Source organism: Paenibacillus sp. RUD330 (genome assembly GCF_002243345.2).
Lineage (GTDB): Bacteria > Bacillota > Bacilli > Paenibacillales > Paenibacillaceae > Paenibacillus_O.
The window spans coordinates 4824478-4837957 of sequence record NZ_CP022655.2 but is presented as its reverse complement, the minus strand read 5'-3'; the positions used below and the strand labels follow the sequence as shown (position 1 = coordinate 4837957).

At 63.7% G+C, this 13480-nt stretch carries 10 protein-coding genes; 9 read left to right on the top strand and 1 reads right to left on the bottom strand.

Translation table 11 applies throughout. The features are described 5' to 3' along the window. The first annotated feature begins 3 nt into the window (after window positions 1–3). The 4 genes from CIC07_RS22035 (at window position 4) to CIC07_RS22020 (ending at window position 3579) form a co-directional block, all read left to right on the top strand. Complete coding sequence (locus tag CIC07_RS22035) at window positions 4–708, top strand: sulfite oxidase-like oxidoreductase (protein WP_076357951.1); 705 nt, start codon at window positions 4–6, stop codon at window positions 706–708. Window positions 709–1057: 349 nt separating this feature from the next. Next, window positions 1058–1285 (top strand): hypothetical protein, encoded by a 228-nt coding sequence (locus CIC07_RS22030; protein WP_139334437.1) that lies wholly within the window; start codon window positions 1058–1060, stop codon window positions 1283–1285. A 222-nt stretch (window positions 1286–1507) separates the two neighbouring features. Next, window positions 1508–1927 (top strand): MarR family winged helix-turn-helix transcriptional regulator, encoded by a 420-nt coding sequence (locus CIC07_RS22025; protein WP_076357953.1) that lies wholly within the window; start codon window positions 1508–1510, stop codon window positions 1925–1927. Window positions 1928–1959: 32 nt separating this feature from the next. Next, window positions 1960–3579 (top strand): DHA2 family efflux MFS transporter permease subunit, encoded by a 1620-nt coding sequence (locus CIC07_RS22020; protein ID WP_076357954.1) that lies wholly within the window; start codon window positions 1960–1962, stop codon window positions 3577–3579. A gap of 123 nt (window positions 3580–3702) precedes the next feature. On the opposite strand, the gene CIC07_RS22015 is transcribed toward CIC07_RS22020, so the two are convergent. After that, window positions 3703–4395 carry a 4'-phosphopantetheinyl transferase family protein gene (locus tag CIC07_RS22015; protein ID WP_076357955.1) on the bottom strand — a complete coding sequence of 231 codons (693 nt, stop codon included), beginning with the start codon at window positions 4393–4395 and terminating at the stop codon, window positions 3703–3705. 286 nt (window positions 4396–4681) lie between these two features. Here CIC07_RS22015 and CIC07_RS22010 point away from each other — a divergent pair, with 286 nt between their 5' ends. Genes CIC07_RS22010 through CIC07_RS21990 form a run of 5 tightly spaced genes read left to right on the top strand, consistent with a single transcriptional unit; the run spans window position 4682 to window position 13479 of the window. Further along, window positions 4682–5422 (top strand): thioesterase II family protein, encoded by a 741-nt coding sequence (locus tag CIC07_RS22010; protein WP_076357956.1) that lies wholly within the window; start codon window positions 4682–4684, stop codon window positions 5420–5422. Beyond that, window positions 5415–6242: an SDR family oxidoreductase gene (locus tag CIC07_RS22005; protein WP_076357957.1), complete on the top strand. Its 828-nt coding sequence runs from the start codon at window positions 5415–5417 to the stop codon at window positions 6240–6242. Before CIC07_RS22010 ends, CIC07_RS22005 begins: the two co-directional genes overlap by 8 nt. 15 nt (window positions 6243–6257) lie before the next feature. Further along, window positions 6258–9020: a non-ribosomal peptide synthetase gene (locus CIC07_RS22000; protein WP_083688279.1), complete on the top strand. Its 2763-nt coding sequence runs from the start codon at window positions 6258–6260 to the stop codon at window positions 9018–9020. Between the two features lie 9 nt (window positions 9021–9029). Then, window positions 9030–10292 (top strand): ATP-grasp domain-containing protein, encoded by a 1263-nt coding sequence (locus CIC07_RS21995; RefSeq protein ID WP_076357958.1) that lies wholly within the window; start codon window positions 9030–9032, stop codon window positions 10290–10292. Next, window positions 10282–13479: a non-ribosomal peptide synthetase gene (locus CIC07_RS21990; RefSeq protein ID WP_076357959.1), complete on the top strand. Its 3198-nt coding sequence runs from the start codon at window positions 10282–10284 to the stop codon at window positions 13477–13479. Before CIC07_RS21995 ends, CIC07_RS21990 begins: the two co-directional genes overlap by 11 nt. The last annotated feature ends 1 nt before the right edge of the window (window position 13480 follow it).

Below are 13480 nucleotides of genomic sequence, written 5' to 3'. Positions count from 1 at the left end.
GTGATGGGCTCACCGTATGAGAGCGGCAAGGCCGAGCGGCTGAAGCGCAACGCAGCGGCGATCATGAACAAGATCAAGCCCGACGCCCGCTACGGCGACCGCGTGCCTCCGGGGCAGACGGTGACCGACCGGTTCCCGATTCTCCACGAGGGAGAGATTCCCGTCTATGACATGGACAAGTGGGATCTGCGGGTCGCCGGAGCGGTAACAGGCGGAGAGAGAAGCTTCAGCTTCGCGGAGCTCGAGGCTTTGCCCCGCGTCAGCGTGACGCGGGACATCCACTGTGTGACCCGCTGGTCCAAGATGGACACCGAGTGGGAAGGCGTCCTGTTCCGGGATTTCCTGAGCCTCGCCGGAATCGAGCCTGCGCCGGATGCCCGCCATGTCATGGTCTACGGCGATCATGACTATGAGACCAACCTGCCGCTGGCCGATCTCATGGGCGACGACATCCTGCTGGCCTTCAAGTTCGCAGGGGAGCCGCTCACGGCCAAGCACGGCGGGCCGCTGCGCCTCGTCGTGCCTCATCTGTACTTCTGGAAGAGTGCCAAGTGGCTGCGCGGCTTCGAATTCATGACCGAGGACAGGCCCGGCTTCTGGGAGCGCAACGGCTTCCACAACACGGCGGATCCCTTCCTCGAGCAGCGGTATTCCGAGCCCGGCTTCGAGCTGCCGGAGGATGAATGGGTCCACAAGGATTATGACTGAAGCATCCCTCGATGGGATGGAGAAAGACCGGGGGCATGAGCCTCCGGTCTTCTCTTTGCGTACTTATATGGAGCCCAGGAGGGACTTCGGCATGCACTCTCCGCTGTGCGTCAGCGGCAAAGAGCGATGCCGCTTGCGTATTGTTCAGCGAGCGCTTTCGTATTTTTCCTTAATCTGCTGCCATATCATGAAGACAGATCTCTGGAGGAACGGTGGCTTTCGGCCACATCGGCCGGGTAATACAGCATTTGTTCCATTCCTATTATATGGGCACGATGCCTGAATGGAGCCGTTGTTCATGCCGCTGTTTTCTTGGAAGAGAGCCCTGTGGCAAGGAGCTGCAATCGCTGTGGGCGTGGGAGCGGCGGGCTTGGCTTATCTCGCTTGGCTCCGGTTGAGGGAAGTGTATTTCGTGTCGGATGATTTTCAGTATGGCGACAGCTATTTGGTCGTCGCTGGCGGCAATACGGCTCTGTGGATCGGGGCGGCCGCCGTGCTCTCGGGCATCGCGGGGCTGTTCGCCGGAATCAAATGGACGCTCTGGCGGATGGCCGCACCGCGCCGTCACCAGAAGTGAGCGGCTGCCGTAGGCGCAGTCCGCGCCGTCATCAGAAGTGAGCGCTGCCGTGGGCGCAGCCCGCGCCAAGCCCGGGAGGCGAAAGTCTTTCCTTTTCCAAGGAAAGGCTTTTTATTTTTTTGGCGGCTGGGAATGATATGTCCAGGTGGCATCCAAATTCATTTGACATTATAATTGTTAAACTGTATAAATATATTATTGTTTAATCAAGGGGAGGCCATCATGGAGACAGAGGTCAAACGTTTCCAGGAAGCAGTACAGACCTTCACGCACAAGCTCCAGAACGCCCTGGCGGATGCTTTCAGGGACAGCCCGCTGACGTTGCCCCAGATGTTCATGCTCAGGCAGGTCCAGCTCAAGGGTCCGTGCAAGCTGGCGGCGATCGCGGAGAAGATGGAGGTCAAGCCGAGCGCGGTCACGGTCATGATCGACCGCCTCGAGAACGGCGGTTATGTGATCCGGCACCATGACACGGTCGATCGCAGATCCGTTCTGGTGGAAATAACGCCAAGGGGAAGGGAGGCGCTCGAGGAAGGACACCGGGTGAGGGACGAATTGCTTGGCCGTTATCTCACGCGGCTGACGCCGGAGGAAGTCGTCACGATTACGGAGCTGATGGAGAAGCTGACATCGGAATCCTAACCTACAGTTAAAAGGGAGAAGAGAGAGACATCATGGAACATTTATCCCACAAGCGGAAGCTATCCATCATGATCGCTGTCATGGCGGCCATGTTCTTCGCCGCCATCAACCAGACCATCACCAGTACAGCGATGCCGAGAATCATCTCCATCCTGGACGGAATGGACTACTACACCTGGACGATCAACATCTACCTGCTGACGTCCACCATCGCTACGATTCTCGTCGGCAAGCTGTCCGATATGTTCGGCCGCAAGCCGTTCATCCTGATCGGCATCCTGCTGTTCATCATCGGGGCGTTCCTGACGGGCACCTCGAGCGATGTGTTCCAGTTCATCATTTACCGCGGTATCCAAGGCATCGGCGCCGGCATCATCCAGTCCACCGCCTTCATGGCGGTAGGCGACCTGTTCCCTCCGCGGGAGCGGAGCAAATGGATGGGTCTGATGACAGCCGTATTCGGCTTCTCCAGCGTCATCGGCCCGACGCTCGGCGGCTATCTCGTCGATCATATGGATTGGCACTGGCTGTTCTGGATCTTCCTGCCGCTCGGCATCGTGGCCTTCGTCATGATCCTGATGCTGTTCCCGAAAGTGGAGCGGAAGCCGGGGGAGAAGGTCGACTACCTCGGTTCCCTGTTCATGACGACGACCATCGTGCCGCTGCTGCTCGCCTTCTCCTGGGCTGGCACGAAGTACGACTGGGGCTCGCCTGAAATTCTCAGCCTGATCGGAGGAGCCATCCTGTCGGGGGTTATCTTCGTCTTCATCGAACGGTATGCCAAAAACCCGATCCTGCCGCTCCATCTGTTCAAGAACGGCGTTGTGACCGTATCGAACATCATCGGCTTCTTCATGAACTTCGGCCTGATGGGTGCGATGATCTACCTGAGCTTCTTCGTCCAGGGCGTGCTCGGCATTTCCGCCACCTACGCCGGTTATGTCACGATGCCGATGTCGATCTTCATGGTCGTCACCAGCGCCCTGATCGGCCAGCGCATCTCCAAGAGCGGCAAGTACAAGCGCTACGCGCTGATCGGCGTGCCGATCATGATCCTCGGCATGGGCATCATGATCATCATGAACAGCGTCTGGATGGCCGTGCTCAGCATGTGCATCTTCGGCGTCGGCCTCGGGATGGGCATGCCGGTATTCTCGCTGGCGACGCAGAACGCCGTATCCCACAAGGAGCTTGGCGTCGCTACGGCCTCCTCGCAGCTGTTCCGGAACCTGGGCGGCACGATCGGCATCGCCGTCATGGGAACGGTCATGTCCAACAACCTGGCCCGCCATCTGAAGCAGGCGCTGACATCCGCGGATGCGCCGGATCTCAGCAAGCTGGATCCGGAGGTCGCCAAGAAGATGGTCGAGTTCGCGAATCCGCAGACGCTCATGAACAGGCCGCTGATTGAAGCGACCGAAAAGAGCCTTCCGGAAGAGGCGCGGGTCATCTTCGTCCAGATGATCGACCGTATCCGCGATGCGCTCGGCGACACGCTGTCGCTTGTGTTCGCGACCGGCACAGGCGTGCTCTGCATCTCGCTGGTGCTGGTGTTCTTCCTGAAGGAGCTTCCGCTGCGGACGACGAACCAGGCGCAGGACGCCGTGGTCGCGGCCGAAGCCGGCTCGAAGCCGGAGCCCGGCACGAATTGATTGTTCTGAACATCATCCCCGCGGAATTTCTTCCGCGGGGATTTTTTGTTGTCGCGACCAAAAAAAGGGGAGCCCCGCCGCAGGGGCTTCCCTTTTTTGGATGCGCAGCCATCCGGCACAGCCTCACCGACCCAGCCGCTCCTCCAGCTCCGCAAAGTAAACGACATCAACCTGGCCGGCGAAGTCAGGAACGCCGGAGCAGACCGACAGCTTGTAGGCGGGGTCGAGCTCGTACTGGCGGAAATGAGCCGCCATGGGCAGAGCCGAGTCGACGGAGATGGAACGGTCCGTTCCTATCCGCATGGCGAACGAATCCAGCGGCAGCGACAGGCCTTTGCCCACGAATTTGACATAGCTTTCCTTGAGCGTCCACAGGTCGTAGAAAAGCGCCAGCCTCTCGTCGGGCGGACAAGACTGCAGGTAGCCGACTTCCGCAGGCGCGAAAAACGACCCGGCGATCTCCATGGCGGCAGGAAGGATCTCCTCGACATCGATGCCGACCTCGGCCCGCTGCGAGAAGGCGCCTACGGCCCATTTCCCCGCGTGGGAGACGTTGAACGCCCAGCTCCCGCCGCTGCGCAGGAATGGCTTGCCGTATTCGCTGCAGGCGAACTCGATCTCCTCAGCGGCAAGGCCGCACTTGTCCATGAGCACCGTCCGCGCCAGGAGGTCGGCCGCCAGCGAACGGAGCGCGTCCTCCTGCCGATGATAGCGGAGAATCCGCTTCCGTTTTTCCGGTCCGGCCAAGGCCGCAAGCTCCTCCAGCCGGCTGCTTTCCATGCCGGAAGGGATCTCGACTGCATAAATCTCCACCATGGCAACAGATCCTCGCTTCCGTTTCCATTTACGAAATCTTCTCTCTTCCGACGACTACTTCGACGCGCCCTCTATCGAATCCTGTCGTCTGGCATGGCGCAAGATCTCACAACGCCGAAGCAGGGCGGAAAACCCGCCGCAAGCCCCCCCGTTTCGACGCGGGTAATAGAGGAAAAGCCGCGTCCTTCCTACATTTCTTGTCGAATCCTCCCGTTAAAAATCACTATTCGAATCCGAAAAATGAGCTATAATGAAAAAGATCAAAATTTGGAGGGGTGATACATTTATGTCACAAAATACTAGATCTGACATCCGTCTTTTCTGCTTTCCATTCGCGGGGGCGGGGGCCAGCTTCTACAACGGCTGGAACGAGCTGCTGGGCGGTTCCGCCGAGGTCGTTCCCATCCAGCTGCCGGGAAGGGAGCGCCAGATCGCCGAGGAGCCTTACCGCCGCATTCAGGACGCGGCCGACGATTTCGCCGAGATGATCGAGGCGCAGGGCGACGGCAGGCCGGCGGCGCTGTTCGGCCACTGCTTCCTCGGCGCGACGCTGGCCTTCGAGGTCGCCAGCCGGCTGGAAACGGGCGGAAAGGTGCCGGTGCTCCGGCTGTTCGTCAGCGCGGCCTCGTCTCCCGGCGGCAGGAGGAGCTATTCCATGTCGTCCTATGACGACGACCGGTTCCTGGAGGAGGTCGGCAAGCTGACCGGCTATACGCATCACGCTTTTTCCATTCCGGATCTGAGGGAGCTGCTGATGCCGGCGCTTCGGGCCGACTTCGAGATGGACGAGACCTATGCGGCCGTGCCGGGTCGCATGCTGAAGGCGCCGATTACGGCTCTGTATGCCGCCGGAGATTCGTTCGTGTCCAAGGAAGCGGCGGAGCGGTGGGAAGACTTCACGACGGGCGGCTTCAAGCTGGTCGAGGTGCAGGGCGAGCATATGTACATCACCGGCACGCCGGAGCAGGCGGCGGGCGTCATGGCTTCCGAGCTGGCCGGCAAGGAGGGCGCGCAACCACATGTCTAGGCTCAAGGACAAGGTCATACTCATTACCGGAGCCGGCCGCGGCATTGGCAGAGCCTGCGCGATTCTGGCCGCCGAGGAGGGCGCCGATCTCGTCCTCACGGACATCGGCGTCCCCATCGATTCCGTGCCGTATCCGCTGTCCTCGTCCGACCAGCTCGAAACGACCGCCCGCAGCTGCCGCGAGGCCGGAGCGAGCGTAGTGGCGCGCCTCGCGGATCTGTGCGAGATGGACGAGGTGCGGGAGCTCGTGGAGGAGGCGGTCGACCGGTTCGGCCGCATCGATGCGGTCGTCAACAACGCCGGCATTGGAGCTCCCGCCGGCAAGGCGGCTCATCTGTACGAGAGCGAGGAATGGGACATCCTGCTGAACGTCAATCTGTCGGGTCCATGGAGGGTCATCAAGGCGGCCGCTCCGATCATGCTGGAGCAGGGACACGGGAGCATCATCAATATCGCGTCGACCGCGGGACTGCTCGGCTACAAGCATTTTGCCGGCTATGTCGCCTCGAAGCACGGCCTGGTGGGATTGACCAAGTCGGCTGCGCTGGACTACGCCCCCCGGAACATCCGGGTCAACGCCATCTGCCCGGGGCCGGTGTACGACGACGAGCGATTGGACGGGCATATGACCAAGGTCGTGGCGGACTCGCTCGGCATCCGGCTGGGCGACCAGGAGGCGATCGATCTGGAATCCGTCGCGCTCAACACCGTCGTCTCGCCGAGGGATGTGGCCGAAGCCATGGTCTGGCTGGCAAGCGACGGGTCGCAGAGGGTCACGGGAACGACAGTAGCCGTAGATGCCGGATATTCGGCCAAATAGACAGGGGGAATCATAATGAACGCCACACGGATGGCACCGGCTGCGGAGCTTGACCGCGCAGCCGCAACCCAAGTATGGATCATCCGGCTGGACGATCCGGCCGCGGTCGCCCGCAGCGAGCGATTGCTGCTGAAGGACGCCGGTCCGGACTTCCGCGCCGCCGCCCGAGGCTGGGTGGAGCATGCCTGCTCCCCGGAGGAGCGGGAGGAGAGGCTCCGCAGAGAATCGCGGCGCCCGATCGGCCGGAGCGCCAAGATGAGAATCGTGCTCGTCACCTGCGGAGAAGGGGAGGCCGACTTGATCGTCGCGGCCGACCGGGAGTCGGTGCCGGCGGAGCGGCTGCTCGCGGCAGGCCGCTATCTCGCCGGAGAGAGCGAGGACTACTCGCCGGGCGATGCTGGAGGCATCCGGCTGGATGCCGGTCGGCAGCCGTCCTGGGGACTGCCGGGCTGGGACCGCGCGGGGGCATATCCCGACTCGCACGGCTGGATTTTGACGGAACTCGATTCCGCCGCCGAGCCTTCCACTCTCGCCGCGGCCTTGCTGCTGTCGCTGGAGCGGTACGGCACCAAAAATGCCTCCATCTATATGGAGGAAAACGGTCCGGGCTTCCGCAAGGCGGCATCGGGCACTCTCGACGAAGCCGGGCGGGTTCTGCTGGCGGAGGAGAGCTTCGACCGTTCGGCGAGGTTCGATGCCGGCATCCTCGACGTCGACCTGCCGGATCACGCCGGAGAGTTCATCCCGTGCCTCGCTCCGCCGCTGCCGGTCACCCTCAGCGCCGTCCGGTCCCAAGGCGTCCTGCGCTCCATCCGCATCGCAGCCAGCGAGAGCGTCGTCCATCCGGCCGTCCTGGCCCAATTCGCCGAGGTCTACCGGTTTTGCCTGGAGCGGCTGCTCGCCGGAGCCGAGCCCCCGGAGGGCGGCTGGCGGAGCCTGCCGCTGCCGGAGCCGCAGCCGTCTCCATCCCCGGTCCCGGTCCTGCGGCAACGCCGGGGGCAGCCGGGAGAGCTGCTGGCCCGAATCCGTTCCGTCGCCGCCGCCTGGCCGGACCGTCCGGCCGTATCCGACCAAGAAGGAGGGATCACGTACACCGATCTGGATCGCCGAAGCGATCTCATGGCCCGAAGGCTCATCTCATACGGAGTAAAGGAGGGAACTAAAGTCATCGTATCGCTCGACCAGACGGCAGAGCTGGTCGTCATCCTCGTCGCGGTCGTCAAGGCGGGCGGGACCTATATTCCGGTCGATCCCGGCTATCCGGCCGAGCGGATCCGCTTTGTCATCGAGGATTCCGAGGCCGAGCTCATCGTCACGCGCTCGGAGGAAATCCTCTCGGAGCGGCCTGTCCGGAGGGTGTCTCCGGAGGAGCTGGCTTCCGCCGCGGCGGAGGAGCTGGAGGGCGCAGCCTTGCCCGCCGAGGCGCCGAAGGAAGCTTACGTCATCTACACATCCGGGACTTCCGGCCAGCCCAAAGGGGTGCTCGTGCCCTCGGCGAACATCGTCTCGCTGATCGAGGCGACCGAAGGCGAGTTCAAGCTGAGCGAGAAGGATGTCTGGACAATGTTCCATTCCGCCTCCTTCGATTTCTCGGTCTGGGAAATGTGGGGATGCCTGCTCACCGGCGGCCATCTCATCGTCGTTCCGCGGCCGCTCGCGAAGTCTCCGTACGAGTTCTGCGACCTGCTGGCGGCCAAGGGCGTCACCGTGCTGAACCAGACGCCGTCGGCCTTCTATGCGCTCGTCCAGGCGGACGGCGAGCAGAAGCAGGCGAGGCTGGCTTCCGTCCGGCTCGTCGTGTTCGGCGGCGAGGCGCTGGATTCCCGCAAGCTGTCGGCTTGGCAGGAGCGCTATCCCGCCGGCCGCTGCCGGCTGGTGAACATGTACGGCATCACCGAAACGACCGTCCATGTCACCTGGCGGACGGTTCTCCAGAAGGACCCCGGCTTCCTGTCCCGGTCGGTCGGAGTGCCGCTGAAGGGATGGGAGATCTCCATCCGTGAGCCGGGCGGCTTGCCGTGCCGGTACGGCATGGAAGGCGAGATCTGGGTCGGAGGCGCAGGCGTCTCCAGCGGCTACCTGAACCGGGAAGAGCTGACGCGTCAGCGGTTCGTCACGGACGAGAACGGCCGGCGCTGGTACCGCAGCGGCGATCTCGGCGTGATGCGGCCGGACGGCAGCATCGACTACCTGGGCCGAATGGACAGCCAGGTCAAGATCCGGGGCTTCCGGATCGAGCTGGACGAGATCCGCGCCGTCATCGAGCAGCTGCCGCAGGTCCGCAACGCGGCTGTGCTCGTGCATGACGGGGAAGGCGGCGAGGCTTCCCACAAGCAGATTCTGGCTTTCTTCGAGGCGTCCGGGCAGCTCCAGGCCGACCGGATCCGTGCGGAGCTCAAAGCCAGGCTGCCGGAGTATATGCTGCCGGCCCGGCTGATCCGGGTGGACGGCATTCCGCTCACCATCAACGGCAAGGCGGATCATAAAGCGCTGCTGGAGGGACTTCTCCAGCCGGAGGAGCGGGAAGCTTCACCGGCAGCGGCCGAGGAGGCCGGCCGCGGCGCGGACGCCTATCTCTCCATTTGGAGCCGCGTGCTGGGGCATGCCGTCGGTCCCGACGACCTTTTCTTCGAATCCGGAGGCAATTCGCTGCTGGCCGTCGAGCTGCTGTCCGCGCTCAAGAAGGATATCGATTCCAGTCTGACTTTGCGGGACTTGTATATTCATTCCTCGCCGAGCGCCCTGCACCAATTCATGTCCAAAAAAATACTCGTCTAGGAGGCTGCCATGATATCGAATCTGCCGCTTGTAGCGGTGCTGCACGGGGAAGGCTCGGCCTCCCCCTTGACGATAAAAGCCGCCTCCATCGGGATTTGCCGGCTTCTGTTCCTGCATGAGGGCGCCGGCGGAAGAGAAAGGGCGCAGCTCGGCCTGCTCGCCGGCCACGCGGCCGTCGCGGACCGGTCGAAGCTCTCCGATGACGAGGTGATCGACCTGCTGCGCCGGGAAGGGGCGGCAGGCCTCGTCACGTTCAGCGAGCTGCAGCTGCCCGCCGCGACCCGCTTCGGAGAGGCTCTGGGGCTGATCGTCCATTCCTCGGCTGCGCTCTCCGCGCTGACGGACAAGCACCGGCAGCGGACGCTGCTGTCCCGGGCCGCCGTCCAGTCGGTCCGCCATGCCGCCGTCGACCGCCGGAACGCGGAGGCGGCGGCCGGGCAAGTCGGGTTTCCCGCCGTGCTCAAGCCGAGGACGGGAGCCGGCAGCAAATGGACCGGGAAGGTGACCTCCCTGCAAGAGCTGCTGGAGGCGCTGGAGGCCGGACCTGCCGGCTGCGAATATGTGCTGGAGGAATATTTGGAGGGCGATCCGGCCTTCCAGGGACGCTTCTACGGAGATTATGTCTCCGTAGAATCTCTCCATCGCGGCGGCGAGTCGCGGCAGGTATGCGTGACGGCCAAGCTGCCGCTGACCGAGCATTTCGCCGAGACGGGCATGTTCGTTCCGCATCCCTTTTCCCGGGAGCTGGAGCGGCGGATCCTCAATCTCGAAGCCGAGGCGATCGCGGCGCTTGGGGTCGCCGACGGCGTTACCCATACGGAAATCAAGCTGACGGCGGAAGGACCCAAAATCATCGAGGTCAACGGACGTCTGGGCGGTTATGTGCCGGAGATCGTCAAGCGGGCCATGGGCGCCGATCTCGTCCGCGCGGCTCTGCAGCTGTCGCTCGGGCAGCCTGCCGAATTGGAGCCCGAAGCGCCGGAGGAAATCGTCTATCAGCTGTTTCTGGCAGCGCCGACCGGAGAGAGCTTCCTCTTCGGCGGCATGGCCGGAATGGAGGAGGCCGAGAGCATGGACGGCGTCCTGCATCTGGAGATTACGAAGGAGACGGGGCAGACGATCGACTACCGGCTCGGCACTCAAAGCAATATGGGCATCGTGTACGGAGCCGCTCCGGACTATGAGTCGTTCTCGAGCGATATCCGCGCTCTCAAGTCCGCGCTGGCGCCGATAGCGATCGCAACGGGAGGACGGACAATCGATGCGGGATAACGATATCGCCACGACGCTGGGACGTCGCTTCGACGAGATGGCCGAGGCCTATCCCGGACATAAGGCAATCGAGGAGGACGGAGGCGCCTCCATGACCTACTCCGAGCTGCGGGCCGAAGCCGGCAGGCTGGCCTCCGGGCTGGCCGCACGGGGCGTATCCGCCGGCAGCCGGGTAGGCCTGCTGCTCGGCAAAAGCATCGACATGGCGCTTGCCATGCTCGCGGCCGTCAAGCTGGGCGCCTGTTATGTGCCGCTGTCCGAGGACGATCCGGAGCCGCATCTCGAGCGGCTGGCGGCGGACGCCGGGGCGGAACTGGTCATAGCCCGGCGGGACGTATCCTTGAGCGGCATTCCGGTCCTTCCCATCGGGCAGCTTCGGGCACAGGCATCCGCGCCTGCAGCTTCAGAAGCGGATTCGTCAGGTTCGGAATCACCAGAAGCGGAATCACCAGAAGCGGAATCATCAGGTGCGGCAGCTTCAGAAGGGGCCTCGCCGGACAGCCTGGCCTATATCCTGTTCACCTCCGGCACGACCGGCATGCCCAAGGGAGTCGGGGTGACGCATGACAACATCGTGAACCTCGTCCTGGAGGGAGGCTTCGTGGAGCTTGGCGCCGATACGCGCATCCTGCAGACCGGAGCGCCGACGTTCGACGCCTCCACCTTCGAGATCTGGGGCGCGCTGCTGAACGGGGGAACGCTGATCGTTCCGGCGGGGCAAGGGCTGACGGACTTCGATTACATGGAGCGGGCGGTCCGCAAGCACGGCATTACGACGATGTGGCTGACCTCTCCGCTCTTTACGATCGCCGCCGAGCAGAAGCCGGAGCTGTTCCGGGGCATCCGCGACCTGATCGTGGGAGGAGACGTCGTGCATCCCGCCTCCGTGCGCAAGGTCCAGGAAGCGTGCCCGGAGCTCCAGGTGCTCAACGGCTACGGGCCGACGGAATGCACGACGTTCTCGGCGGTCTACCCCATCGGGAGAGGTCTCGCGGAGAAGCCGATTCCGCTGGGAATGCCGATCGGCAATGCCGAATTCCACATCCTGGACGAGAACGGGCAGCCGGTGCCGCCCGGAGAGATCGGGGAGCTGCATATCGGAGGACGCGGAGTGGCGGCGGGTTATGTGAACCGGCCGGAGGCGACCGCCGAGGCTTTTCTGGACAACCCTTTCGGAGCCGGCCGGATCTACCGGTCCGGCGACCGGGCGAGCCGGGATGCCGAGGGGCTGTACCACTATTGGGGGCGCAAGGACCGCCAGGTGAAAATACGGGGCTACCGCATCGAGCTGGCGGCGGTGGAGTCCATTCTCCGCTCGGTCGGCATCGTGGAATCCGCGGTCGCCGGCGTGATCGAGAACGAAGCCGGACTCAAGGAGCTTTGCTGCTGCGCGACTCTCAAGCGCGGGGTTTCCGCCGGCCGGGAGGAGCTTCGCCGCCTGTTCGGCGAGCTGGCGCCGTCCCATCTCGTTCTGTCGAGAATCGTCCTTGTGGACGAGCTGCCGCTCAACAAAAACGGCAAAACGGATTCCAAGGCGATCGCGGAGCTGTTCGCCGCAGAGCGCGCCGAGCCGCCGGAGGACGGCTCCGCCGCCGATGCCGCGCCTGCTGCGGAACCATCCATCTGCGATACGCTGGCGGCAATCATCTCCAAGCGGACGGGCTTCCGGCTGAGCGGCCCGGATGTCTCCTTCTTCGAGCTTGGCATCGACTCCCTGACGGCCGTATATCTGGCGCGTGATATCAACGCCAGGCTGGGGGCCAAGCTGAGCGCGGCCGACATTCTCGCCCATCCGACGCTTGGCGCTCTGGCGGAACGATTGGATGGGGGCCAGCCCGCCGGACCGTCTGCCGGGTCGTCCAACGGGCTGTCCGTCGAGACGTCCCTTGGGGAAGGAACGGGCGGAAAAACGCAGCTTCCTCTGCTGAACGAGCAGAAGCCGCTGTTCATCGATTTCCAGCTCCATCCGGGCTCTGTCCGGTACAACACTCCCCTGCTCCTCGAGCTGGATTCCGGCATCTCGCTCGCCCGCTTGGAGGAGGCGCTGGAGCAGGCCGTCCTGCGCCATGATGCGCTGAGAACGAGATACTTCATGTCCGGAGGGAGAATGCTCCAGAGAATTCAAGCGCGGGAGGAGCTCCGCATCGAACGGCTCCAGGGCAAGCCCGATCTCGACGAGCTGATCCGTCCCTTCGACCTGGCCGCGCAGCCGCCGTTCCGGTTCGCCTTCCTGGAGGAGGGCGGACGGGCATGGCTGTTCATGGATTTCCATCATATCGCCGTGGACGGGCACTCGCTGGGCATCCTTGTCCGCGACGTGGGCCGGCTCTATTCCGGGCAGCCTCTGGAGGACGCCCGGGGGAAATTCGCCTCCGCCGTTCTCGCCTCCGAGGCCGCCTGCGAGTCCGGCCGCGCCGCCTCGCTGGCGTTCTGGAAGGAGGAGCTCCGCGCGTTCCGGGGCATGCCGGAGCTTCCGATCGACCGGGTGGACGCCGCCGGCCATTCCAAGGCGAGCCGCATGCACCGCTTCCGGATCGGCGAGGAACGCACGGCGGCCTTGAGGGCATGGGCGCAGAGCGGGAGAACGACCGTGTTCGAGAGTCTGCTCACGGTGTACGCGGCCACGCTGCATGCCGTCACCTCCGGCCAGGAGGTCGTATTCGCGACTCCGGTCCGCGACTACGCCATTCCGGAGGGTGAGACGGTCGCTGCGATGCTGACCCGAACGCTGTGGGTCCGCTCCGAATTGATCCATGGACAATCGGTGGACGCGTACAGGGAGAAGTTCGTGGCCCGGCTTCGCCGCTCGCAGCCGCATGGAAACGTCCCGATCGACGAGATCCGCAGACTGCTCCAGCCTGAAGGCACGAGCGGAGCGGTGGGCGAGACCTTGATCGCCTACCACACCGCGGCGGACATGCAGGCGGAATGGCTCGGCCGGCAGGCAAGCCTCCGGCCCGCAGCCCCGCCGGAAGGAATGTTTCCCTTGAATTTGCAAATCTACGACGGAGGGGATCAGATGGAGGCGGAGTGGGAGTACATGTCGGAGCTGTTCGAGCCGGACACGATGTCCAGCCTCGGCGACATGTTCGCCTTCATGCTGGATCTCCTGACGCATCCGTACGCTTTCGGCGCGGAGAGCATGCCCGATCTGGTCGCGGCCTGCCTTCAGAAGCAAATGGCTTGAA